We start from the raw sequence: 25,218 nt of genomic DNA, 5'->3' as shown, positions 1-25,218 counted from the left end.
ATGGCCAATCTGCGTATTGCGCTGGTAGCGGGTGAGGCTTCCGGTGACATTTTGGGCGCCGGTCTCATGCGCGCCCTCAAGGCACAACACCCGGCGGTCGAGTTCATCGGTGTCGGCGGGCCCTTGATGCAGGCCGAGGGGCTGACGTCCTGCTTTCCCATGGAGCGCCTGTCGGTCATGGGCCTGGTGGAAGTCCTTGGGCGGTTGCGCGAATTGCTCAAGCGTCGCAAGGATCTGATCGCCACGCTGATCGCCGCGAAACCGGACGTATTCATCGGTATCGATGCCCCGGACTTCAACCTCAATATCGAACTCAAGCTGCGTCAGGCCGGAATCAAAACCGTGCACTACGTCAGCCCGTCGGTATGGGCGTGGCGGCAGAAGCGCGTGCTGAAGATTCGCGAAGGCTGCGACCTGATGCTGACGCTGTTGCCGTTCGAAGCCAGGTTTTACGAAGAGAAGGGCGTGCCGGTCCGCTTCGTCGGTCACACGCTGGCCGATACCATCCCGCTGGAAGCCGATCGCGCTGCGGCGCGTGCCGAACTGGGCCTGCCCGACGGTCCGCTGGTCGCGTTGATGCCGGGCAGTCGGGGTGGCGAAGTCGGCCGTCTCGGTGCACTTTTCCTCGATACGGCCGAGCGCCTGCGTGCCATGCACCCGGGTTTGCGTTTCGTCCTGCCGTGCGCCAATGCCGAGCGTCGTGCGCAGATCGAAGCGCTGCTGGTCGGCCGCGACCTGCCGGTGACCCTGCTCGACGGCAAATCCCATCTGGCCCTGGCGGCGTGCAATGCCGTACTGATCGCTTCCGGCACGGCCACGCTTGAGGCGCTGCTGTACAAACGGCCAATGGTGGTGGCTTATCGCCTGGCGCCGCTGACGTTCTGGATTCTCAAGCGCATGGTCAAGAGCCCTTATGTGTCGCTGCCAAACCTGTTGGCTCAGCGGCTGCTGGTACCAGAACTGTTGCAGGATGATGCGACAGTCGAGGCGTTGGCGCAGACTCTGTCGCCCTTGATCGACGGTGGCGAGGAGCAGACCCGCGGCTTTGACGAGATTCATCGCACGCTGAGGCGGGACGCTTCCAATCAGGCGGCGGACGCCGTCCTCAACCTGATCGGTCAATCACGATGAGCAAGAAAACTATGCAGATGGGCCTGGATTTCACCCTGGTCGCCGAAGTCGAGGAACTGGTCGCCGGTGTCGATGAAGTCGGTCGTGGCCCGTTATGCGGTGCGGTGGTCACGGCAGCAGTGATTCTCGACCCGAACCGGCCGATCCTTGGCCTCAACGACTCGAAGAAACTCACTGAAGCCAAACGCGAAAAGCTCTACGACGAGATCATCGAGAAGTCCCTGAGCTGGTGCATCGCCCGCGCCGAAGTCGAGGAAATCGACGAGCTCAACATCCTCCACGCCACCATGCTGGCCATGCAGCGCGCTGTGGCTGGCCTGCATGTGCAGCCGAAACTGGCGATGATCGACGGCAATCGCTGCCCGAAACTGCCGATGCGCGCCGAAGCGGTGGTGCAGGGTGATGGCAAGGTTCCCGCGATTGCGGCGGCGTCGATTCTGGCCAAGGTCAGCCGCGACCGTGAAATGGCCGCGTTCGAACTGATCTATCCGGGTTACGGCATCGGCGGCCATAAAGGCTATCCGACGCCCGTTCATCTGGAAGCGTTGGCCCGGCTCGGGCCGACGCCGATTCACCGGCGCTCGTTTGCCCCGGTGCGTCAGGCTTACGAGGCGCTGGAAGGCCTGACGCAGGTTTAGTCGCAAGGCTGATGTTTTGTTCGAGGCCCGGTACAATCCGGGCCTTGTTGTCTCTATGTAACTGGACAGGATCACTATGCCGGCTTCATTCGTTCATCTACGCCTGCACACTGAATACTCCCTGGTCGACGGGCTGGTGCGGATCAAGCCACTGGTCAAGGCCCTGACCGGCATGAACATGCCGGCGGTGGCGGTCACCGACCAGAACAACATGTGTTCCCTGGTCAAATTCTATAAAAACGCCATGGGCGCAGGCATCAAGCCGATCTGCGGCGCCGACCTGTGGCTGTCGAACAAGGATCCGGATGCGCCGCTGAGCCGTATCAGTCTGTTGGTGATGAACGCCAAGGGCTATCGCAACCTCACCGAGTTGATCTCGCGCGGCTTCATCGAAGGCCAGCGCAACGGCATGATCATCGTCGAGCGCGAGTGGGTCGCCGAGGCCAACGAGGGCCTGATCATGCTGTCCGCCGCCAAAGAAGGCGAGATCGGCATGGCCATGATCGGCGGCAACCCCGCCGAAGCCGAAGCGCTGGCGCGTGAATGGATGGCGGTGTTCCCGGATCGTTTCTACCTGGAAATCCAGCGCACCAACCGTCCCAATGACGAAGAACAACTGCACGGCGCCGTGGCCCTGGCCGACAAGCTCGGCGCGCCACTGGTGGCGACCAACGATGTGCGCTTCATCAAGCAGGAAGACTTCGCGGCCCACGAAACCCGTGTATGCATCGGTGAGGGCCGTGCCCTCGACGATCCGCGGCGTTCGAAGAATTACAGCGATCAGCAATACCTCAAAAGCGCCGAGGAAATGGTCGAGCTGTTTAGCGACATTCCCGACGCCATCGAAAACACCGTCGAGATTGCCAAGCGCTGCAACATTGAGGTGAAGCTGGGCACGCACTTCCTGCCCAATTTCCCGATCCCCGATGGCATGACCATCGACGAATACTTCCGCAAGGTGTCCTTCGACGGTCTCGAAGAGCGTCTCGCGGTGCTGCTGCCCAAGGACACCACCGAAGACTACGAAGCCAAGCGTCAGGTCTACGTCGATCGCTTGAATTTCGAGCTGGATATCATCATCCAGATGGGCTTCCCTGGTTACTTCCTGATCGTGATGGACTTTATCCAGTGGGCCAAGAACAACGGTGTGCCAGTAGGTCCTGGCCGGGGGTCGGGTGCCGGCTCGCTGGTGGCTTATGTGCAGAAGATCACCGACCTCGATCCGCTGGAATACGACCTGCTGTTCGAACGTTTCCTTAACCCGGAACGGGTTTCGATGCCCGACTTCGACGTCGACTTCTGCATGGACGGTCGTGACCGGGTGATCGACTACGTGGCCGAGAAATACGGCCGCAACGCGGTGAGCCAGATCATCACCTTCGGTTCCATGGCCGCCAAGGCTGTGGTGCGCGACGTGGCGCGGGTGCAGGGCAAGTCCTACGGCCTGGCGGATCGTCTGTCGAAGATGATTCCGTTCGAAGTCGGCATGACCCTGGAAAAAGCCTACGAGCAGGAAGAGATCCTGCGTGACTTCATCAAGGTCGATGAAGAAGCGGCTGAAATCTGGGAGATGGCGCGCAAGCTCGAAGGCGTGGTGCGTAACGTTGGTAAGCACGCCGGTGGTGTGGTTATCGCGCCGACCAAACTGACCGACTTCTCGCCGATCTATTGCGACGAGGCCGGCGACGGTCTGGTAACCCAATTCGACAAGGACGACGTTGAAGCCGCCGGTCTGGTGAAGTTCGACTTCCTCGGTCTGCGGACCCTGACGATCATCGACTGGGCGCTGAAAACCATTAACCGCGACCGCGCCAAGGTCAACGAGCCGCCGCTGGATATCGCGTTTATCCCGCTGGACGACAAACCGACCTACACGCTGTTGCAGAAAGCTGAAACTACAGCAGTGTTCCAGCTTGAATCCCGCGGCATGAAGGAGCTGATCAAAAAGCTCAAGCCCGACTGCCTGGAAGACTTGATCGCGCTGGTGGCGTTGTTCCGTCCGGGCCCGCTGCAGTCCGGCATGGTGGACGACTTCATCAACCGTAAGCACGGTCGCGCCGAACTGGCGTACCCGCACTCGGACTACCAGTACGAAGGCCTCAAGCCGGTATTGGCGCCGACGTACGGCATCATCCTGTATCAGGAACAGGTGATGCAGATTGCCCAGGTCATGGCCGGTTACACCCTCGGTGGTGCGGACATGCTGCGTCGGGCGATGGGTAAGAAAAAACCGGAAGAAATGGCCAAGCAGCGCGGCGGTTTCATTGAAGGTTGCGCGACCAATAATATCGACGCCGACCTTGCCGGTAACATCTTCGATCTCGTAGAGAAATTCGCCGGTTACGGCTTCAACAAATCCCACTCCGCCGCTTACGGCCTGGTCTCGTACCAGACCGCCTGGCTGAAAGCCCACTACCCGGCGCCGTTCATGGCCGCGGTACTCTCGGCGGATATGCACAACACCGACAAGGTCGTGACCTTGATCGAGGAAGTGCGCACCATGAAGCTGCGCCTCGACGCGCCGGACGTGAACACTTCCGAGTTCAAGTTCACGGTGAACGACGACGGCCGCATCGTGTATGGCCTCGGGGCGATCAAAGGCGTCGGCGAAGGTCCGGTTGAGGCAATTACCGAAGCGCGTCAGGAAGGTCCGTTCAAGGATCTGTTCGATTTCTGCGCCCGGGTCGATCTCAAACGCATCAACAAGCGCACGCTGGACGGTTTGATCCGCAGCGGTGCACTGGATCGCCTCGGCCCGTACTTTCACGACGAACAAAAGGCTTATCAGGCCAACATCGACCGTAACCGCGCCGTGCTGCTGGCGGCGATGGAAGAGGCGATCAAGGCCGCCGAACAAACCGCGCGTACCCACGACAGCGGCCACGCCGATCTGTTTGGCGGGCTGTTCGTCGAGGAAGATGCCGACGTTTATGCGTCCCATCGCAAGGCCAAGGAGCTGACCCTCAAGGAACGTCTCAAAGGTGAGAAAGACACCCTGGGCCTGTACCTGACCGGTCACCCGATCGACGAATACGAAGGCGAGATCCGCCGTTTCGCCCGGCAGCGCATCATCGACCTGAAGCCGGCCCGCGACACGCAAACCGTGGCCGGGATGATCATTGCCCTGCGGGTGATGAAGAACAAGAAGGGCGACAAGATGGGCTTCATTACCCTCGACGACCGCTCGGGGCGGATCGAGGCGTCGCTGTTCGCCGATGCGTTCCACTCCGCACAGTCGCTGTTGCAGACCGATGCAATGGTGGTGGTCGAAGGCGAGGTCAGCAACGACGACTTCTCCGGCGGCCTGCGCCTGCGGGTCAAACGGGTGATGAGCATGGAAGATGCGCGCACCAACCTGGCCGAGAGCCTGCGTTTGAAGCTGCAGACTCAGGATTTGAAAGGCGATCAGCTACGCTGGTTGGGGGATTTGCTCAAGCGTCATCGCGGGGCGTGCCCGATCACCATGGAATACACCAGCCCCGATGCGAAGACCTTGCTGCAGTTCGGCGAGACCTGGCGGATCGACCCGGCGGATGCCTTGATTCAAGCCCTGCGTGACCAGTTCGGGCGAGACAACGTCTTCCTCCAATACCGTTGACCGGCAGGTGCCATCATTGCGCTTGCCTGAAACCTGAATTTTTAATCTCGACCTCAGCGCGCCTCTCCCTTAAGGTAGGGCGCGAATAGACAACCGGCCGGCCCAAGCTCATTTGGGACACGACCCAAGACGGACGCCTATGAACCCGAATTTTCTAGATTTCGAACAGCCGATCGCCGACCTGCAAGCCAAGATCGAAGAGTTGCGCTTGGTCGGTAATGACAATTCGCTGAATATCGGCGATGAGATCTCCCGCCTGCAGGACAAGAGCAAAACGCTGACCGAAGACATCTTCGGCAAGCTGACCAGCTGGCAGATCGCACGCCTGGCGCGTCACCCGAAACGCCCGTACACCCTGGACTACATCGAGCACATCTTCACCGAGTTCGACGAACTGCACGGCGACCGTCACTTCTCCGACGATGCGGCAATCGTTGGCGGCGTGGCACGTCTGGAAGACCAGCCGGTGATGATCATCGGCCACCAGAAGGGCCGTGAAGTGCGCGAGAAGGTACGCCGCAACTTCGGCATGCCGCGTCCGGAAGGCTACCGCAAGGCGTGCCGTTTGATGGAGATGGCCGAGCGTTTCAAAATGCCGATCCTGACCTTCATCGACACCCCGGGTGCTTATCCAGGTATCGACGCCGAAGAGCGTAACCAGAGCGAAGCGATTGCCTGGAACCTGCGCGTGATGTCGCGCCTGAAAACCCCGATCATCGCCACCGTGATCGGTGAGGGTGGTTCCGGCGGTGCACTGGCGATCGGTGTCTGCGACCAGCTGAACATGCTGCAGTACTCGACCTACGCGGTGATCTCGCCGGAAGGTTGCGCTTCGATTCTGTGGAAAACCGCCGAAAAAGCGCCGGATGCCGCTGAAGCGATGGGCATCACCGCCGAGCGCCTGAAAGGCCTGGGCATTGTCGACAAGGTGATCAGCGAGCCACTGGGTGGCGCCCACCGTGATCCGGCAGCTGCCGCTGCGTCGATCCGCGCCGAGCTGAGCTCGCAACTGGCGATGCTGAAGAAGTTCGACAACGAAGCGCTGTTGAAGCGCCGTTACGATCGACTGATGAGCTACGGTCTCTAAGTCGAACGCCGATTCGGCTGACAATGCAAAACACTGTGGGAGCGAGCTTGCTCGCGAAGGCGTTATAACAAACAACGAAAATGTTGAATGTTGAACCGCTTTCGCGAGCAAGCTCGCTCCCACATTGGCTTTCCGTGAAGGTAAAAAATGAGTCCGCTTTCGATTGATTTGCCTTCACGGCTTTTGCGCAACCTTGAGCAGTGGCGCAACGCCGCGCATTGGCGCATCGCGTTTTCCGGTGGTCTCGATTCCACCGTCCTTCTGCACCTGCTTGCCGATCTGGCAAAAACCGAATCACTCCCTGCACTGAGCGCCATCCATATCCATCACGGTCTTCAGGCTGCGGCTGATGCGTGGCCGCAACATTGCCAGGCCGTGTGTGATGCGCTGGGGGTGCCGTTGCTGATCGAGCGGGTGAAGGTGCAGCCAGGCGCGAGTCTGGAGCGGGCGGCGCGGGATGCGCGTTACGCGGTATTCAGTGCCCAGACACTAGCCAATGACGTATTGCTCACTGGTCAGCACCGTGATGATCAGGCGGAAACGTTGCTGTTTCGGCTGCTGCGTGGCGCGGGAGTGCGTGGATTGTCGGGAATGCCGCAGCAAAGGCCTGTGGGGCAGGGCACGTTGATTCGCCCGTTGCTGGATGTCGCTCGCGCCGAGCTGGAACGTTATGCACAGGCTCACTCGTTAAGCTGGATCGAAGATCCGTCGAATCAGCATCGGCAGTTCTCGCGCAATTACCTGCGCCATCAGGTCATGCCGGCGCTGAGCGAGCGCTGGCCGCAAGCGCAGGCGAACATGGCCCGCAGCGCCGCGCATCTGCGTGACGCACAAGGCTTGCTCGATGAGCTGGCGCAGATGGATCTGGCTCAGGCCGGCACTGCCCACGATTTCGAGTGGCTGGGCCTGCCGTCGCTGACATTGGCGCCGCTGTCCGGGCTGTCTGCCGCCCGTCAACGAAACGCGCTGAGGCACTGGCTCGAACCGCTGACGCGACTGCCCGACACTGACCATTGGTCGGGTTGGGACGATCTGTGCCATGCCGCCAGCGATGCTTCACCGATCTGGCGTCTGGCCGATGGCGAGTTGCATCGCAGCGCCGGTCGATTGTGGTGGCTCAGTGGCAACTGGCTGCGCACGCCGGTGATCGGTGGCGAGTGGCAAGCCCCAACGTCAGCGCTACGCTTGCCCGATAACGGCCGTGTCATGCTCACGGGGCAGGCGCCTGCCGGGCCGCTGCGCATTGCCTATCGGCAGGGCGGCGAAGTGATGCGTCTGGCCGATCGCGGCCACCGCGATCTCAAGCGCCTGCTCAATGAGCGGGCAGTGCCGGCCTTCGTGCGTGGCAGATTGCCGCTGCTGTTTCGTGGCGCAGAATTGCTCGCGGTGGCGAACCTGCCGGGGCTTGATGGCGATGGGCGCGATGGCTGGAAATTGCATTGGCAGCCAACAGACGAAGATCAAGGTTTGAGCTGAAAGGAGCATTCCGGTAGACTACGCTCCCTTCTTGATACAACTTCTGTGGATTCGCCTGAATTGCAGGAGTTGCCGATTACCAAGCAGTCTTTGCTGGGCGATTCCAAAAAATGTGTAGCGAGCAACGTACCGGTGTTTCATCTGCCGGTCTGTCCCAACGCGGCGGTTTTTTTGAAAGGTGCACTGTGATTAATGCAGGTGATCGGGGGCTTCGGCCTTCCTTCGCTTTCCCCGGCGGCTCGTACCGCTTTAACGCAGACTTCTAGGGTTTTTCATGACGCGCTACATATTCGTCACGGGCGGTGTTGTTTCTTCATTGGGGAAAGGCATTGCCTCGGCTTCATTGGCGGCCATCCTGGAGGCGCGGGGGCTTAAGGTCACCATGCTTAAGCTGGATCCGTACATCAACGTCGACCCGGGCACCATGAGCCCGTTCCAGCACGGTGAAGTGTTCGTCACCCACGACGGCGCCGAGACCGACCTGGACCTGGGCCACTACGAGCGGTTCATCCGCACGACCATGACCCAGAACAACAACTTCACCACCGGCCGTGTCTACGAGCACGTGCTGCGCAAAGAGCGCCGTGGTGACTACCTGGGTGCAACCATTCAGGTGATTCCGCACATCACCGACGAAATCAAGCGTCGCATCATCAAAGGTGCCGGTGACGCTGACGTGGCAATGGTCGAAATCGGTGGCACCGTCGGTGACATCGAGTCGCAACCGTTCCTTGAAGCCATCCGTCAGCTGCGTTTCGAAGTCGGCGCCAAGCGCGCGATGTTGATGCACCTGACACTGGTGCCGTACATCGCCACCGCTGGCGAGACCAAAACCAAGCCGACCCAGCACTCCGTGAAGGAACTGCGTTCGATCGGCCTGCAGCCAGACGTACTGGTGTGCCGTTCCGATCACCCGATCGACGTTTCGTCGCGTCGCAAGATCGCTCAGTTCACCAACGTTGAAGAACGTGCAGTCATCGCTCTGGAAGACGCCGACACCATCTACAAGATCCCGGGCATCCTGCACTCGCAGGGTCTGGACGATTTTGTCGTCGAGCGTTTTGGCCTGCAGTGCGGCAGCGCTGACCTGTCCGAGTGGGAAGCTGTGGTTGATGCCAAGCTGAACCCGGAACACGAAGTGACCATCGCGATGGTCGGCAAGTACATGGAACTGCTGGACGCCTACAAGTCGCTGATCGAAGCGATGAGTCACGCAGGCATCAGCAACCGTACCAAGGTCAACCTGCGCTACATCGACTCCGAAGACATCGAAAACCAGGGCACTGCGCTGCTCGAAGGTGTCGATGCGATCCTCGTACCGGGTGGCTTCGGTCTGCGCGGCGTGGAAGGTAAGATCACTGCCGTTCAGTACGCTCGCGAAAACAAGGTTCCATACCTGGGCATCTGCCTCGGCATGCAAGTGGCGGTGATCGAGTTCGCCCGTAACGTGCTGGGCTGGAAAGACGCCAACTCCACCGAGTTCGATCGCGCCAGCGGCCATCCGGTCGTGGGTCTGATCACCGAGTGGGAAGACGCCACCGGCGCGGTTGAAGTGCGTACCGAAGCGTCAGATCTGGGCGGCACCATGCGCCTGGGCGCTCAGGAATGCCTGCTCGAGGCCGGCTCCAAGGTGCACGATTGCTACGGCAAGGATGTGATTGTCGAGCGTCACCGTCACCGCTACGAAGTGAACAACAACCTGCTGCCACAAATCATCGAAGCCGGCCTGAAAATCTCCGGTCGCTCCGCTGACGCCGCGCTGGTTGAAGTGGTCGAAGCACCGGATCATCCATGGTTCGTCGCTTGCCAGTTCCACCCTGAGTTCACCTCGACACCACGTGATGGCCATCCGCTGTTCAGCGGTTTTGTCAAAGCAGCATTGGCTCAACACCAGAAGAAGGCGTAACCCCGATGGCACAGAAGATCATCCGCGTCGGCGACATCGAGATTGCCAACGACAAACCCATGGTGCTGTTCGGCGGCATGAACGTGCTGGAAAGCCGTGACATGGCCATGCAGGTTTGCGAGGAGTACGTCAAGGTCACCGAAAAGCTCGGCATCCCTTACGTGTTCAAGGCCAGTTTCGACAAGGCCAACCGTTCTTCTGTGACCTCTTATCGTGGTCCTGGCCTGGAAGAGGGCATGCGCATCTTCCAGGACATCAAACAAGCCTTCGGCGTGCCGATCATCACCGACGTCCACGAGCCTGATCAGGCTCAGGCCGTCGCTGAAGTCTGCGACATCATCCAGTTGCCGGCCTTCCTGTCGCGCCAGACCGATCTGGTCGTCGCGATGGCCAAGACCGGCGCGGTGATCAACATCAAGAAAGCCCAGTTCCTCGCGCCTCAGGAAATGAAGCACATCCTGAACAAGTGCGTGGAAGCGGGTAACGATCAACTGATCCTCTGCGAGCGTGGTTCGAGCTTCGGCTACAACAACCTCGTGGTCGACATGCTCGGCTTCGGCATCATGAAGCAGTTCGAGTACCCGGTATTCTTCGACGTGACCCACTCGCTGCAAATGCCTGGCGGTCGTTCCGACTCCGCCGGCGGTCGCCGTGCACAGGTCACCGATCTGGCCAAGGCCGGCATGAGCCAGTCGCTGGCCGGTCTGTTCCTCGAAGCCCATCCGGATCCGGACAACGCCAAATGCGACGGCCCTTGTGCCTTGCGTCTGGACAAACTGGAGCCATTCCTGGCCCAGCTCAAAGCTTTGGACGAACTGGTGAAGAGTTTTCCGACGGTAGAAACCGCGTAAACCTCAATTCTCCGGTAAAGTACCGCACGATTTGTCGCTCATGCCCTCGGGCATGAGCGTTATCGTCTGCAAGTCTGCCCGCTGCACACCCCTTGCCGACGGTAAAAAGATTTCCTCTAGCTGCGTCGTTTTCGTCAACTTTGGAGTGTTTACAACAATGGCAAAAATCGTCGACATCAAAGGTCGTGAAGTTCTCGACTCCCGTGGCAATCCCACCGTGGAAGCGGACGTGCTTCTCGACAACGGCATCATCGGCAGCGCTTGCGCGCCGTCCGGTGCATCCACTGGCTCGCGTGAAGCGCTCGAGCTGCGTGATGGCGACAAGAGCCGTTACCTGGGCAAGGGCGTGCTCAAAGCGGTAGCCAACATCAACGGTCCGATCCGCGATCTGCTGCTGGGCACTGACCCGAGCGACCAGAAAGCCCTGGATCACGCGATGATCAAGCTCGACGGTACCGAAAACAAGGCAACCCTGGGCGCCAACGCCATCCTCGCGGTGTCCCTGGCTGCGGCCAAGGCTGCTGCACAGGATCAGGATCTGCCACTGTACGCACACATCGCCAACCTGAACGGCACCCCGGGTGTCTACTCGATGCCGGTACCGATGATGAACATCATCAACGGTGGCGAGCACGCCGATAACAACGTCGACATCCAGGAATTCATGGTGCAGCCGGTTGGCGCCAAGACTTTCTCGGAAGGTCTGCGCATGGGCACCGAGATTTTCCATCACCTCAAAGCTGTGCTGAAGGCTCGTGGCCTGAGCACTGCAGTTGGCGACGAAGGCGGTTTCGCACCGAACCTGGCGTCCAACGAAGACGCGCTGAAAGTGATCTCCGAAGCAGTGGCCAACGCCGGTTACAAGCTGGGCACCGACGTGACCCTGGCGCTGGACTGCGCGGCGAGCGAATTCTACGAAGACGGCAAGTACAACCTGTCCGGCGAAGGCCAGGTGTTCACCGCTGAAGGTTTCGCCGATTACCTGAAAGGCCTGACTGAACGTTATCCGATCATCTCGATCGAAGACGGTCTGGACGAGTCCGACTGGGCTGGCTGGAAGATCCTCACCGACAAGATCGGCGAGAAGACCCAACTGGTTGGCGACGATCTGTTCGTGACCAACACCAAGATCCTGAAAGAAGGCATCGATAAAAAGATCGCCAACTCGATCCTGATCAAGTTCAACCAGATCGGCACCCTGACCGAAACCCTGGAAGCCATCCAGATGGCCAAGGCCGCCGGTTACACCGCAGTGATTTCGCACCGTTCGGGCGAAACCGAAGATTCGACCATCGCCGACCTGGCAGTGGGCACCTCGGCTGGCCAGATCAAGACCGGTTCGCTGTGCCGTTCCGACCGCGTTTCCAAGTACAACCAACTGCTGCGTATCGAAGAGCAGTTGAATGGCAAAGCCAAGTACAACGGTCGCAGCGAGTTCCGCGGCTAAGTACAAACTGATGGAAGGACACCGGATTGTGTCGGAAAAGTCGTGACAGCGATGGATTTGCCACTAATCTGATGCCTTACATGCACAAGCCTGGATCTTCCAGGCTTCGTGCTATCAGACGTTTCAAAGTTTTGGCGTGGCTGTCTTTTTTCACTGGATACCTGATATTCGATGCGCAGTCCTTACTGGTTGTTTCTCGTTTTGCTCTTGCTGCTGGCCGGTCTGCAGTACCGCCTGTGGGTGGGCAATGGCAGTCTGGCGCAGGTCGCCGAACTGAAACAGCAGATTGCTGATCAGCACGCCGAGAACGAAGGCCTGCTGGAGCGCAACCGGGTGATGGACGCTGAAGTCAGCGAGCTGAAGAAAGGCATGGAGACCGTTGAAGAACGGGCTCGCCATGAACTGGGCATGGTCAAGGACGGTGAAACCCTTTACCAGCTGGCCCAATGATCGATTCTCTGCCGGCCTTCTGGGCCGTGATTCCTGCCGCGGGCGTCGGTGCCCGAATGGCTGCGGACCGTCCCAAGCAGTACCTGCAACTGGGCGGACGTACAATTCTCGAACACAGCCTTGGCTGTTTCCTTGATCACCCGAGCCTGAAGGGCCTGGTGGTCAGTCTGGCGGTTGACGATCCTTATTGGCCGAACCTGGCGTGCGCTACCGACTCGCGAATTCAGCGTGTCGAGGGCGGATCCGAGCGTTCAGGCTCGGTGCTCAACGCCTTGCTGCATCTGCATGCGCAAGGTGCCGATGATGAGGATTGGGTGCTGGTGCATGACGCCGCGCGACCGAACCTGGGCCGTGATGACCTCGACAAGCTGCTGGCTGAGTTGGCGGACGACCCGGTGGGTGGTTTGCTGGCGGTGCCGGCACGCGACACGCTGAAGCGGGTCGACAAGCATGGCCGTGTGGTCGAAACGGTCGATCGCAGCGTGATCTGGCAGGCCTACACGCCGCAGATGTTCCGCCTCGGTGCGCTGCATCGGGCGCTGGCGGACAGTCTGGTGGCGGATGCACTGATTACCGATGAAGCCTCGGCAATGGAGTGGGCCGGTCTGGCGCCACGTCTGATCGAAGGGCGGGCGGATAACCTCAAGGTCACCCGGCCGGAAGACCTGGAGTGGTTGCGTCAGCGTTGGGCTAACCGCCGCTGAATTTTTGTGGTGCCTGTTGAATCGCCATCGCGAGCAGCCAACGCAACACTCATTCCTGATACTCCGGCCGCTCAGCCAACCCTTCCTTCAAAAAATCCACCAACTTGCGCACCTTCGGCGACAAATGCCGCTGCTGCGGGTACAGCGCCCACACTGCCGTATTCGGCGGCTGATGGGCCTCCAGCAAGGAAATCAACGCGCCACTGTGCAAATGTTCAAGCACGTAATAGTCCGGCAACTGGCATAAACCGACCCCTTGCAGCGCTGCGTCCAGCACCGCTTGCCCACTGTTGCAGCGCCAGTTTCCCTGCACCCGCTGGGAAAATTCCCGCCCGTTCTGTTCCAGCTGCCAGATATCCGAACTGCCAATCAGGCAATTGTGCCGACTCAGTTCCGACAGGCTGTGCGGACGTCCATACCGTTCGAGGTAGGACGGCGACGCGCACAGATACATGCGCCGAGGCGCCAGTCGCGTGGCCACTAATCGTGAATCTTGCAATCGGCCCAGGCGGACCGCCAGATCCAGGCCTTCATGAACCAGATCGAGTGGGCGGTTGGACAGTTCAATATCAATGCGCAACTGCGGGTACAACCCCATGAATCGAGTGACCAACGGCACGATGAAACGCTCGCCGTAAGCCACGGCGCAAGTCATGCGCAGCATGCCTTTCGGTTCGCTGGTCAGGTCGCCGACCGCGCGCAGCGCTTCTTCGCGACCGTCCTGCAAGCGTTGGCAATGTTGCAGAAACGTTTGTCCGGCCTCGGTTAATGTCACGCGACGGGTACTGCGGTAGAGCAGGCGTGTCTGCAAACGCTCCTCGAGCCGTACGATTTGGCGACTGATGTGTGAGGAAGAAACACCCAGGCGTTCGGCGGCAGCGGTGAACTGGCTGCATTCGGCGACGGCGACGAACTCGTCGATGCCTTCCCAGCGGTTTTCGGACATCGGGATTATCCCTGTATGGCAATAATGTTTTGCTTTTGACCCGATTATTCATCACCTGGCGCTGAACTACACTGGCTGTCTGGTTTTTTATTCAATGGATTCACTGGAGAGTCAGCATGATCAAGTCGCGCGCCGCCGTAGCCTTCGAGGCCAAGAAGCCGCTGGAAATCGTAGAAGTCGATGTCGCCATGCCCAAGGCCGGTGAAGTGTTGCTGCGTGTGGTCGCGTCCGGGGTTTGCCACACTGACGCCTACACCCTGTCCGGCGCTGACCCGGAAGGGATCTTCCCGTCTATCCTCGGCCACGAGGGCGGTGCCATCGTTGAAGCCATTGGCGAGGGCGTGACCTCGGTAGCTGTCGGTGATCACGTGATCCCGCTGTACACCCCGGAATGCGGCCAGTGCAAATTCTGTAAGTCGGGCAAGACCAACCTGTGCCAGGCGATTCGCTCGACTCAGGGTAAAGGCCTGATGCCGGACGGTACTTCGCGCTTTTCCTACAAGGGCGAAACGATTTTCCACTACATGGGCACCTCGACTTTCTCCGAGTACACCGTGCTTCCCGAAATCTCCGTGGCAAAAATCGCCAAGGATGCGCCGCTGGAAAAGGTCTGCCTGCTCGGTTGCGGCGTGACCACCGGTATCGGTGCAGTGCTCAACACCGCCAAGGTCAAGCCAGGTGACACCGTGGCGATTTTCGGCCTGGGCGGGATCGGTTTGTCCGCCGTGATCGGCGCCGTGAAGGCCAAGGCCTCGCGGATCATTGCCATCGACATCAACCCGGCCAAGTTCGAGATCGCCAGACAGCTCGGCGCCACCGACTGTGTGAACCCGAAGGATTTCGATCGCCCGATCCAGGAAGTCATCGTCGATATGACCGACGGTGGCGTCGATTTCTCTTTCGAGTGCATCGGCAACGTGCAACTGATGCGTGCAGCCCTTGAGTGCTGCCACAAAGGCTGGGGCGAGTCGGTGATCATCGGCGTGGCCGGGGCCGGTCAGGAAATCTCCACCCGTCCGTTCCAACTGGTGACCGGGCGTGTCTGGCGCGGTTCGGCGTTCGGCGGCGTGCGTGGTCGTACCGAGCTGCCAAGCTACGTCGACATGGCGCAGAGCGGCGAGATCCCGCTGGATACTTTCATCACCCACACCATGGGCCTGGAAGACATCAACAAGGCCTTCGACCTGATGCACGAAGGCAAGAGCATCCGTACCGTCATTCATTTCTAAAAGCAGCCTCAAGTTACAAGCTTCAAGCTGCAAGTCCGGGCGCTTTTGCCTTTTCTTGAAGCTCGAAGCTTGCCGCTTGCAGCTGGGAGAATCCCCATGAGTCTGGAAAACATCTCCTGTCAGAAGAGTTTCGGCGGTTGGCACAAGCGCTATCGCCACCGCTCCGAGGTGCTCGGCTGTGACATGGTGTTTGCCGTGTATCTGCCACCGCAAGCGGAGCAGGGCGGCAAGCTGCCGGTGCTGTACTGGTTGTCGGGCCTGACCTGCACCGACGAGAATTTCATGCAAAAGGCTGGCGCGATGCGCATGGCGGCTGAGCTGGGGTTGATCATTGTGGCGCCGGACACCAGTCCGCGTGGCCCGGACGTGCCGGGTGATCCGGATGGCGCCTGGGACTTCGGCCTCGGTGCCGGGTTTTACCTGAATGCCACGCAGGAACCGTGGGCGCGGCACTATCGGATGCATGACTATGTCGTGCAGGAATTGCCAGCACTGGTTGAAGCGCATTTCCCGGCATCGGCAAAACGCAGCATCAGCGGCCACTCCATGGGCGGCCACGGCGCGCTGGTCTGTGCGCTGCGCAATCCGGGGCGTTACCAATCGGTGTCGGCGTTTTCGCCGATCAATAATCCGATGGATTGCCCGTGGGGCCAGAAGGCGTTCTCGCGCTATCTGGGTGAAGACCGTTCGAAGTGGAAAGAGTGGGATGCCTGCGCACTGATCGCCGAGGCCACTGAAAAGCTGCCGTTGCTGGTCGATCAGGGTGATCGGGATGACTTCCTCGCCACTCAGCTCAAACCCGAAGCCCTGCAACAAGCGGCAAAACAAGCGGGTCATCCGCTGACCCTGCGTCTGCAGCCGGGCTACGACCATAGTTATTTCTTTATCTCAAGCTTCATTGACGACCACTTACAGCATCACGCACGCGCCCTTCGGGCCTAATGCAGGTAGAATCACGCCCTGAAAAAAATCGGGGCGTTTTTTTATGCGTATTGGCCACGGCTATGATGTGCACCGTTTCGCTGAAGGCGATTTCATTACTCTGGGCGGCGTGCGCATTGCACACGGCTTCGGGCTGCTCGCTCATTCCGACGGTGACGTCCTGCTGCACGCCTTGAGCGATGCCTTGCTCGGCGCGGCCGCGCTGGGTGATATCGGCAAGCACTTTCCGGACACCGACCCGCAATTCAAGGGCGCCGACAGCCGTGTGCTGCTGCGTCATGTGGTCGCGCTGATCCACGCCAAAGGCTGGAAAGTCGGCAACGTCGACAACACCATCGTCGCTCAGGCGCCGAAAATGGCTCCGCATATCGAATCCATGCGCGCGTTGATCGCCGCCGATCTTCAAGTTGAGTTGGATCAAGTGAACGTGAAAGCTACCACCACCGAAAAGCTCGGCTTTGTCGGTCGCGAAGAAGGCATTGCCGTGCATTCCGTTGCCTTGTTGCTGCGCGCATGAACGAACTGCAATTGCTCGGCCCGCGGGCCTGGGGCGAACCGCTCGGCACTGCGGTACTGAAAGCCATCGCCGAAGATTTTCAGGTCGATGAAGTGCTCGACATCCCGTTCAGCGGCGATGGCGAACACCTGTGGATCTGGGTCGAAAAACGTGGCCTGAACACCGAGGAAGCGGCGCGGCGTATTGCCAAGGCGGCGGGTGTGCCATTGCGTACCGTCAGCTATGCCGGGCTCAAGGATCGGCAGGCGTTGACCCGTCAGTGGTTCAGCGTGCAACTGCCGGGCAAGGCTGACCCGGATCTGTCGGCGGCGGAAAACGACACGCTGAAGATCCTCAAGACCACGCGCCACAAGCGCAAGCTGCAACGCGGCGCGCATTCGGCCAACGGTTTTACCCTGCGCCTGACCCAGTTCGCCGGCGACAAGGCGGCGATCGAGCAGCGGCTGCAACTGATCGCCAGGCAGGGCATTCCCAATTATTTCGGCGCCCAGCGTTTCGGCCATGATGGCGGCAACGTCGTCGATGCTCGTGCCTGGGCGGCGCGCAAGGCCTTGCCGGAACAGCGCAATGTGCGTTCGCGACTGTTGTCGACGGCGCGCAGTTTTCTGTTCAATCAGGTGCTCGCAGCACGGGTCGCCGATGGCACCTGGCAAACAGCCCAGGTCGGCGATCTGTTGGCGTTCACCGACAGCCGCAGTTTTTTCCCGGCCGGTGAAGCCGAGTGCAGTGACCCGCGTCTGGCGATTCTCGACCTGCACCCGACCGGGCCGCAGTGGGGCGAAGGTGACTCTCCGACCGCGGGCGCTGTCCATGAACTCGAACAGGGGATCGCCGCCCGTGAGGCGGATCTGCGCGACTGGTTGATTCACGCCGGCATGAGCCACGAACGTCGCATCCTGCGACTGCCCATTGGCGGGTTGTCGTGGCATTATCCCCAGCCTGACATTCTGCAACTGGAATTCGTCCTTCCGGCCGGATGCTTCGCCACCGTATTGGTGCGCGAACTCGTTGATCTGGTGCCGGTGGGGCAGACGGACAGCCCATGCGTATTCTGATTTCTAACGACGATGGGGTAACTGCACCCGGTCTCGCCGCGCTTTATGCTGCGCTGGCGGATTACACCGAATGCGTGGTTATCGCCCCGGAGCAGGACAAAAGCGGCGCCAGCAGTTCGCTGACGCTCGACCGTCCATTGCACCCGCAATACCTGGCCAACGGTTTTATCAGCCTCAACGGCACCCCGACCGACTGCGTGCATCTGGGCCTCAACGGCCTGCTGGAGCGCGAGGCGGACATGGTGGTGTCCGGCATCAATCTCGGCGCCAACCTGGGCGATGACGTGCTGTACTCCGGCACCGTGGCGGCTGCTCTCGAAGGGCGCTTCCTCGAGCGTTCGTCGTTCGCCTTTTCGCTGGTCTCGCGCCAGGTGGATAATCTGCCGACAGCGGCCTGGTTTGCGCGCAAACTGGTCGAGGCCCATGCCGGGCTCGATCTGCCGCCGCGCACGGTACTCAACGTGAACATTCCGAATCTGCCGATCGACCACATTCGCGGTATTCAACTGACCCGTCTCGGCCATCGCGCCCGGGCGGCGGCGCCAATGAAAGTGGTCGATCCGCGTGGCAAGGCCGGTTACTGGATTGCGGCTGCCGGTGATGCCGAAGACGGGGGGCCGGGCACCGACTTTCATGCGGTGATGCAGGGTTACGTTTCCATCACCCCGTTGCAGCTTGATCGCACCTTCAACGATGCCTTCAGAAGTCTCGACGGCTGGCTGGAGGGACTGCGCTGATGGCTCGTGAACACGAAGACAGAATGCGCAGCGGCATCGGGATGACGTCGCAGCGCACGCGCGAGCGTCTGATCCAGCGTCTATATGAAGAAGGCTTGTCCAACGCCAAGGTGCTGGAAGTGATCCGCCGTACGCCACGTCACCTGTTCGTCGACGAAGCGCTGGCACATCGCGCCTACGAAGACACGGCGCTGCCGATCGGCCACAACCAGACCATTTCCCAGCCTTATATGGTGGCGCGCATGAGCGAGCTGCTGCTGGAGGCCGGGCCGCTGGACAAGGTGCTGGAGATCGGTACCGGCTCTGGCTATCAGACAGCGGTGCTGTCGCAACTGGTCGAGCGAGTGTTCTCGGTGGAGCGCATCAAGGTTCTGCAGGACCGGGCCAAGGAACGCCTGGTCGAGTTGAACCTGCGCAATGTGGTATTTCGCTGGGGCGATGGCTGGGAGGGCTGGCCTGCACTGGCGCCTTATAACGGCATTATCGTCACTGCCGTGGCCACCGATGTCCCGCAGGCACTGCTTGATCAATTGGCACCGGGCGGACGCATGGTGATTCCGGTGGGCTCGGGTGAAGTGCAGCAACTGATGCTGATCGTGCGTGAAGAGCACGGCTTTTCGCGACACGTTCTGGGGGCCGTGCGTTTCGTGCCTTTGCTCAATGGTCCGCTGGCCTGAGCATTTATTCACGGGTGCTGAATTCCTTTCGTTCGCCTCGGTCTTACTCCGGCAACGAGAGATTAAACGCAGCAGACTGGTCACTTGCAAACGTGTGCGCGCAGTGATTTCGCTTCATTAAAGGTAAAGCCGGTGCGGCCCGTTATACTTGCGACACTTCGTGCCGAATCCGGCATGCCAACTTTTTCAGCCACCACAAAAGGGAGCGGCGGGTGAGTCTCACAGTCATTGCGCAGCGTATGGGTAACACGAGCTTTCAGCGCCTGGTGACTGGCCTTGTCTTGAGCACCTTGCTGGTGGGTTGCTCCAGCACCAAATCGAGCAACGTGCGGGTGGTCGATCGTAACAATGCGGTTGCGCAGCGTCCTACAGTGACGACCGGACAGTACGTAGTTCGTCCAGGCGATACGATGTTCTCCATCGCCTTTCGCTACGGCTGGGACTACAAAGCCCTCGCGGCGCGGAACAATATTCCTACGCCCTATACGATCCACCCGGGTCAGACAATTCGCTTCGATGGGCGCACGGGTTCAACGCCGACGGCAGTGGTCAGCAACAGCAGTTCTTCGCCTTCATCGTCGAGCAAAACCACGGTAATCCGGCGCCAGGCGAATGGCACGACGACCACGACCGTGACCGGGTCCGGTGCCGGTTCTACGGGGGCTGCACCGTCCGTCGCCAGCAAATCGGCCCCGACTCCACTGCCTCCTGCGGGTCCGGCCCCGACCGGCTGGGGATGGCCATCTAATGGCATTCTCATTGGAAAATTCTCTTCAAACGGTAGTTTGAATAAAGGAATTGATATCGCCGGAGATTTGGGACAGCCTGTTTTAGCTGCGTCTGATGGGACGGTGGTATACGCCGGGAGTGGCTTAAGGGGCTACGGCGAATTAGTCATCATCAAACACAGCGAAACCTACGTCAGTGCTTACGGTCACAACCGTCGGCTGTTGGTTCGGGAGGGACAGCAGGTCAAGGTCGGACAGACAATTGCCGAAATGGGGTCAACGGGTACAGACCGGGTGAAACTGCATTTTGAGATTCGCCGACAAGGTAAACCTGTAGATCCGCTGCAGTTCCTGCCAAGACGTTGATTTGTAAGCCAGCCTGTTCCGTCGCGTAGAGGGGACAGGCTCCAGCGCTGCCAAGGATAAAGGCGTCGCTTGAGCTTGGGGTCGAACTCACCAAAGGACTATAACAATGGCTCTCAGTAAAGAAGTGCCGGAGTTTGACATCGACGATGAGGTTCTCCTTATGGAGGCCGGCATCGATTCGGAATCTTCGATGTCGAATGATGAAGGGGCTGCTCCACCTTCCGTTCGTTCCAAATCCAAACACTCCGCTTCACTTAAACAACATAAGTACATCGACTACACGCGTGCACTTGATGCCACGCAGTTGTATCTCAACGAAATCGGCTTTTCCCCATTGCTCTCCCCGGAAGAAGAGGTTCATTTTGCGCGTTTGTCGCAGAGTGGTGATCCGGCCGGGCGCAAGCGCATGATTGAAAGTAACCTGCGACTGGTGGTCAAAATCGCCCGGCGTTACGTCAATCGGGGGCTGTCGCTGCTGGATCTCATCGAAGAGGGCAACCTCGGGCTGATCCGGGCGGTGGAAAAGTTCGATCCCGAGCGCGGCTTCCGCTTTTCGACCTACGCAACCTGGTGGATCCGTCAGACCATCGAGCGCGCGATCATGAATCAGACCCGGACCATCCGGTTGCCGATCCATGTGGTCAAGGAGCTCAACGTGTACCTGCGGGCTGCACGGGAGCTGACGCAAAAGCTCGACCATGAACCTTCACCCGAAGAGATCGCTAACCTGCTGGAAAAACCGGTGGGTGAAGTCAAGCGCATGCTCGGCCTGAACGAGCGGGTTTCTTCGGTCGATGTGTCGCTGGGTCCGGATTCGGATAAAACCCTGCTCGACACCCTCACTGATGATCGTCCGACCGATCCCTGCGAACTGCTGCAGGACGATGACCTGTCACAGAGCATCGATCAATGGCTGTCCGAACTGACCGACAAGCAGCGCGAGGTGGTCGTCCGCCGCTTCGGCCTGCGCGGTCACGAGAGCAGCACGCTGGAGGACGTAGGCCTGGAGATCGGCCTGACTCGGGAACGGGTGCGGCAGATTCAGGTAGAAGGCCTCAAGCGCCTTCGTGAAATCCTCGAGAAGAATGGCCTGTCGAGCGAGTCGCTGTTCCAGTAAGCGCTTCGATTGATCGCCCACAAAAAGCCCCGACTGGTTCGGGGCTTTTTGTTGCCTGCTCGAGTACGGAATGGAATTTCCTGTGGCGAGGGAGCAAGCAGCCTCGCCGCACCATTCATCACCAGACATACGGTCGGCATTTCCATCGTTTGTAGTCTCGCGGTGTAAGCCTCGGCTTACTCTTTCGTAAGTGTTCCCTATTTTTGCAAGACGGCAGACGTCGATTACCTTCGGTGTTATCTGTTAACTATATGATTTATATGCTTATTTTTTAATGTGAAGTGCTTATGACAGCGTTTTTCTGCCCTCAGGGCCGATTGCTCTCGGCAGGGAACTCTTTAGTATCAGCACTGTGTCGACGGACAGACACGCCCTTCAAGGATGAGGGGAATGGACATCGCAGGACGCGATTCATCAGGACGATGAAAAGGAACACAGGGAATAGGGAAAAAATGTGGGCGGGTCAAACCGCCCCTTTTTTATGCCTGCAGAAAAGCAAAAAGGCCCGCAAGGGGCCTTTTGGTAACGCGCGACAGATCAGCGTTCGAGGTCTTTGATCTTGCCTTTGACGCCATCCCACTCTTCGGCATCCGGCAGCGATTCTTTCTTCTCGGTGATGTTTGGCCAGACTTCAGCCAGCTCAACGTTCAACTGAATGAACTCCTGCATATCTTCCGGAACTTCGTCCTCGGAGAAAATGGCCACGGCAGGGCACTCGGGTTCGCACAGGGCGCAGTCGATGCACTCATCCGGGTGAATCACCAGGAAGTTCGGGCCTTCGTAAAAGCAGTCCACCGGACAGACTTCTACGCAGTCGGTGTACTTGCACTTGATGCAGTTGTCGGTGACGACGAAGGTCATTTCTAATTTTCTCCTCAGGCGGCGGCAGCGTTGCCCCTTCACGGTTGGGGTCGCCAGGTTCGGGAGCGATGTCTACTGGCCAGGCTATTAGCCAGCAGCATCCCAAACCGCGCGAGATTCTAACAGCTTGAAGCCGTTTGCGTTATATCCGGTTCGTTGGTGCTTAGATCCGGTTCTTAAGTGCATATAACAATTCGAGCGCCCGCCGCGGGGTCAGGTCATCCAGATCCACTTTGGCCAACTCATCGAGCACCGGATGCGGCAGGCTGGCAAACATGTCGCTTTGCTGCGGAGCGGCCGGCTTGCCTTTGACGGCAGGCTTTGGCGCTTCGTGCGGCAATGCGGTGTCTTCCAGTCGGCTCAGGTGCTCACGGGCACGCACGATCACTTCACTCGGTACACCCGCCAGTTGCGCCACCGCCAGGCCGTAGCTCTGGCTGGCAGGCCCCGGCAACACGTGGTGCAGGAACACGATTCGCTCGTTGTGCTCGGTGGCGTTCAGGTGCACGTTGGCCACCAACGGCTCGGCTTCCGGCAACACAGTCAGTTCGAAATAGTGCGTGGCAAATAGAGTATAGGCACGCAGATGCGCCAGACGCTCGGCGGCGGCCCATGCCAGGGACAGACCATCGAAGGTGCTGGTGCCGCGACCGACTTCGTCCATCAGCACCAGGCTGCGTTCGGTGGCGTTGTGCAGGATATTGGCGGTTTCGCTCATCTCGACCATGAAGGTCGAGCGGCCACCGGCGAGGTCATCGCTGGAGCCGATCCGGGTGAAGATCCGGTCCACCAGCGACAACTCGCAACTGGCCGCCGGTACGAAGCTGCCGATGTGTGCCAGCAGCACGATCAACGCGGTTTGGCGCATGTAGGTGGATTTACCACCCATGTTCGGGCCGGTGATTACCAGCATCCGCGTGTTGTCATCCAGGCTCAGGTCGTTGGCCACGAACGGCGTGGTCAGCACTTGCTCGACCACCGGGTGACGGCCCTGGGTGATGCGCATGCACGGCTCGCTGACGAAGCGCGGGCAGTTCAGGTCAAGGTTCAGCGCACGCTCGGCGAGGTTGCTCAGCACGTCCAGCTCGGCCAGAGCGCCGGCAGTGTCCTGCAGCGGTGGCAACTGGCTGATCAGGTCTTCCAGCAAGGCCTCGTAGAGCATCTTCTCGCGGGCGAGGGCACGGCTCTTGGCGGACAGCGCCTTGTCTTCGAACTCTTTCAGTTCCGGCGTGATGAAGCGCTCGGCGCCCTTGAGGGTCTGGCGACGAATGTAGTCCGCCGGAGCGGATTCTGCCTGCTTGCTCGGGAGCTCGATAAAGTAGCCGTGAATACGGTTGTAGCCGACTTTCAGGTTGGCCAGGCCGGTACGGGCCTTTTCCCGGGCTTCCAGGTCGATCAGGAACTGGCCGGCGTTCTCGCTCAGCGATTGCAGCTCGTCGAGTTCACTGTCGTAACCGGTTTTCAGCACGCCGCCGTCGCGGATCACCGCAGGCGGGTTGTCGATGATGGCTTTTTCCAGCAGCGCCGCCAGTTCCGGGTAGGTGCTGGTGGTGGTCGCCAGACCTTGCAGGTGTGGCGCTTCCAGATCGGTCATCGCCACTTGCAGTTGCGGCAACGCGCCGAGCGCATCGCGCAGACGGGCGAGGTCACGGGGACGGGCATTGCGCAGCCCGATCCGCGCGAGAATCCGCTCGATGTCGCCGATTTCCTTGAGCTGTGGTTGCAGCTTTTCGAAGCGGTAGCCGTCGAGCAGGCAAGTGATCGAAGTCTGTCGCGCCAGCAGCACGCTCAGATCGCGCAGCGGACGGTTCAGCCAGCGGGTCAGCAAGCGGCTGCCCATCGCGGTCTGGCAGCGATCGACCACCGATTGGAGGGTGTTGTCGCGGCCACCGGCAAGGTTCGTGTCCAGCTCCAGATTGCGCCGGCTCGCGCCATCGAGCACGACGGTGTCATCAAGACGTTCGTGACGCAGGCTGCGCAAGTGGGGCAGGGCGGTGCGCTGGGTTTCCTTGGCGTAGGCCAGCAGGCAACCGGCGGCGCCGATGGCCAGCGTCAGGGTTTCGCAACCGAAGCCTTTCAGATCCTGAGTGGAGAATTGCTGGCAGAGACTTTTCAGCGCCGAATCGCGCTCGAAATCCCACGGTGCACGACGCCGTACCCCACGGCGTTTTTCCGCCGGCAGGTCTTTCGGCCAGTCATCCGGGATCAACAGCTCCACTGGATTGACCCGCTCCAGCTCCGCCAGCAGGTTCTCCCAGCCCTTGATCTCCAGCACGGTGAAGTTGCCGCTGGTGATGTCCAGCACCGCCAGACCGAACAGGCGCTCGTCACCCAGCACGGCGGCGATCAGGTTGTCGCGACGCTCATCCAGCAGCGCTTCGTCGCTGACTGTGCCCGGCGTGATGATTCGCACTACCTGACGTTCCACCGGCCCTTTGCTGGTGGCCGGGTCGCCGACCTGCTCGCAGATCACCACCGACTCGCCGAGCTTGACCAGTTTCGCCAGGTAACCTTCCGCTGCGTGATAAGGAATCCCGCACATCGGAATCGCCTGTCCTGCCGACTGCCCACGGGCGGTCAGCGTGATGTCGAGCAGCTTGGCGGCCTTCTTCGCATCCTCATAGAAGATCTCGTAGAAGTCGCCCATGCGATAGAACATCAGCTGATCCGGGTGCTGGTTCTTCAGGCGCCAGTATTGCTGCATCATCGGGGTGTGGGAGGACAGGTCGGAGACGGCTTTATTCATCGGATTGTC

General features: G+C 59.9%; 21 protein-coding genes. 18 read left to right on the top strand and 3 right to left on the bottom strand.

Translation table 11 applies throughout. The features are described 5' to 3' along the window. The 10 genes from lpxB (at nt 1) to ispD (ending at nt 13,288) form a co-directional block, all read left to right on the top strand. A complete protein-coding gene (gene lpxB / locus K5Y35_RS01790) occupies nt 1-1,131 on the top strand; it encodes a lipid-A-disaccharide synthase (RefSeq protein WP_123465095.1) in 1,131 nt (376 codons plus the stop codon). Nucleotides 1,132-1,142: 11 nt separating this feature from the next. Further along, nucleotides 1,143-1,769, top strand: coding sequence for a ribonuclease HII (rnhB, locus tag K5Y35_RS01785; RefSeq protein ID WP_064586190.1), 627 nt, complete (start codon nt 1,143-1,145; stop codon nt 1,767-1,769). Between the two features lie 76 nt (nt 1,770-1,845). Next, nucleotides 1,846-5,367: a DNA polymerase III subunit alpha gene (dnaE, locus tag K5Y35_RS01780; RefSeq protein WP_222833568.1), complete on the top strand. Its 3,522-nt coding sequence runs from the start codon at nt 1,846-1,848 to the stop codon at nt 5,365-5,367. Nucleotides 5,368-5,506: 139 nt separating this feature from the next. Continuing rightward, nucleotides 5,507-6,454, top strand: coding sequence for an acetyl-CoA carboxylase carboxyltransferase subunit alpha (locus tag K5Y35_RS01775; RefSeq protein ID WP_123465099.1), 948 nt, complete (start codon nt 5,507-5,509; stop codon nt 6,452-6,454). 147 nt (nt 6,455-6,601) lie between these two features. Then, entirely contained in the window at nt 6,602-7,930 is a 1,329-nt protein-coding gene (gene tilS / locus K5Y35_RS01770) for a tRNA lysidine(34) synthetase TilS (RefSeq protein WP_222833567.1), read from the top strand. Nucleotides 7,931-8,204: 274 nt separating this feature from the next. Continuing rightward, a complete protein-coding gene (locus K5Y35_RS01765; protein WP_123465103.1) occupies nt 8,205-9,836 on the top strand; it encodes a CTP synthase in 1,632 nt (543 codons plus the stop codon). 5 nt (nt 9,837-9,841) lie between these two features. Beyond that, nucleotides 9,842-10,687 carry a 3-deoxy-8-phosphooctulonate synthase gene (gene kdsA / locus K5Y35_RS01760; protein WP_123465105.1) on the top strand — a complete coding sequence of 282 codons (846 nt, stop codon included), beginning with the start codon at nt 9,842-9,844 and terminating at the stop codon, nt 10,685-10,687. A 157-nt stretch (nt 10,688-10,844) separates the two neighbouring features. Then, nucleotides 10,845-12,134: a phosphopyruvate hydratase gene (eno, locus tag K5Y35_RS01755; protein WP_003222156.1), complete on the top strand. Its 1,290-nt coding sequence runs from the start codon at nt 10,845-10,847 to the stop codon at nt 12,132-12,134. 171 nt (nt 12,135-12,305) lie between these two features. Beyond that, complete coding sequence (gene ftsB / locus K5Y35_RS01750; protein WP_007964293.1) at nt 12,306-12,584, top strand: cell division protein FtsB; 279 nt, start codon at nt 12,306-12,308, stop codon at nt 12,582-12,584. Then, a complete protein-coding gene (ispD, locus tag K5Y35_RS01745; RefSeq protein WP_123465107.1) occupies nt 12,581-13,288 on the top strand; it encodes a 2-C-methyl-D-erythritol 4-phosphate cytidylyltransferase in 708 nt (235 codons plus the stop codon). The genes ftsB and ispD overlap by 4 nt, the downstream gene beginning before the upstream one ends. A gap of 49 nt (nt 13,289-13,337) precedes the next feature. On the opposite strand, the gene K5Y35_RS01740 is transcribed toward ispD, so the two are convergent. Further along, entirely contained in the window at nt 13,338-14,234 is an 897-nt protein-coding gene (locus K5Y35_RS01740; RefSeq protein ID WP_123465109.1) for a LysR substrate-binding domain-containing protein, read from the bottom strand. Between the two features lie 116 nt (nt 14,235-14,350). Between K5Y35_RS01740 and K5Y35_RS01735 the strand changes: the two genes are divergently transcribed. The 8 genes from K5Y35_RS01735 to rpoS all read left to right on the top strand — a co-directional run bounded on the left by K5Y35_RS01735 (nt 14,351) and on the right by rpoS (nt 21,602). Continuing rightward, nucleotides 14,351-15,463 carry an S-(hydroxymethyl)glutathione dehydrogenase/class III alcohol dehydrogenase gene (locus tag K5Y35_RS01735; protein ID WP_123465111.1) on the top strand — a complete coding sequence of 371 codons (1,113 nt, stop codon included), beginning with the start codon at nt 14,351-14,353 and terminating at the stop codon, nt 15,461-15,463. Between the two features lie 90 nt (nt 15,464-15,553). Beyond that, complete coding sequence (gene fghA / locus K5Y35_RS01730; protein ID WP_186745212.1) at nt 15,554-16,405, top strand: S-formylglutathione hydrolase; 852 nt, start codon at nt 15,554-15,556, stop codon at nt 16,403-16,405. A 43-nt stretch (nt 16,406-16,448) separates the two neighbouring features. Beyond that, nucleotides 16,449-16,922, top strand: a complete 474-nt coding sequence (ispF, locus tag K5Y35_RS01725) for a 2-C-methyl-D-erythritol 2,4-cyclodiphosphate synthase (RefSeq protein WP_007907189.1) — start codon at nt 16,449-16,451, stop codon at nt 16,920-16,922. Then, complete coding sequence (gene truD / locus K5Y35_RS01720; protein ID WP_222833566.1) at nt 16,919-17,977, top strand: tRNA pseudouridine(13) synthase TruD; 1,059 nt, start codon at nt 16,919-16,921, stop codon at nt 17,975-17,977. The genes ispF and truD overlap by 4 nt, the downstream gene beginning before the upstream one ends. Beyond that, nucleotides 17,965-18,714, top strand: a complete 750-nt coding sequence (gene surE, locus K5Y35_RS01715; protein ID WP_222833565.1) for a 5'/3'-nucleotidase SurE — start codon at nt 17,965-17,967, stop codon at nt 18,712-18,714. Before truD ends, surE begins: the two co-directional genes overlap by 13 nt. A gap of 41 nt (nt 18,715-18,755) precedes the next feature. Beyond that, the gene (locus tag K5Y35_RS01710) at nt 18,756-19,391 is read left to right on the top strand and encodes a protein-L-isoaspartate(D-aspartate) O-methyltransferase (protein WP_169841266.1); all 636 of its coding nucleotides are present in this window, start codon (nt 18,756-18,758) and stop codon (nt 19,389-19,391) included. Between the two features lie 212 nt (nt 19,392-19,603). After that, entirely contained in the window at nt 19,604-20,485 is an 882-nt protein-coding gene (locus tag K5Y35_RS01705; protein ID WP_222833564.1) for a peptidoglycan DD-metalloendopeptidase family protein, read from the top strand. A gap of 106 nt (nt 20,486-20,591) precedes the next feature. Next, nucleotides 20,592-21,602 (top strand): RNA polymerase sigma factor RpoS, encoded by a 1,011-nt coding sequence (gene rpoS, locus K5Y35_RS01700; RefSeq protein ID WP_016985073.1) that lies wholly within the window; start codon nt 20,592-20,594, stop codon nt 21,600-21,602. Nucleotides 21,603-22,139: 537 nt separating this feature from the next. Here rpoS and fdxA read toward each other — a convergent pair. Then, nucleotides 22,140-22,463 (bottom strand): ferredoxin FdxA, encoded by a 324-nt coding sequence (gene fdxA, locus K5Y35_RS01695; protein ID WP_123465120.1) that lies wholly within the window; start codon nt 22,461-22,463, stop codon nt 22,140-22,142. Nucleotides 22,464-22,626: 163 nt separating this feature from the next. After that, complete coding sequence (mutS, locus tag K5Y35_RS01690) at nt 22,627-25,209, bottom strand: DNA mismatch repair protein MutS (RefSeq protein WP_222833563.1); 2,583 nt, start codon at nt 25,207-25,209, stop codon at nt 22,627-22,629. Between the last annotated feature and the right edge of the window lie 9 nt (nt 25,210-25,218).

It is taken from the genome of Pseudomonas sp. SC3(2021) (assembly GCF_019856535.1).
Taxonomy (GTDB): domain Bacteria; phylum Pseudomonadota; class Gammaproteobacteria; order Pseudomonadales; family Pseudomonadaceae; genus Aquipseudomonas; species Aquipseudomonas monsensis.
This window is presented reverse-complemented; position numbering and strand designations above follow the sequence as displayed.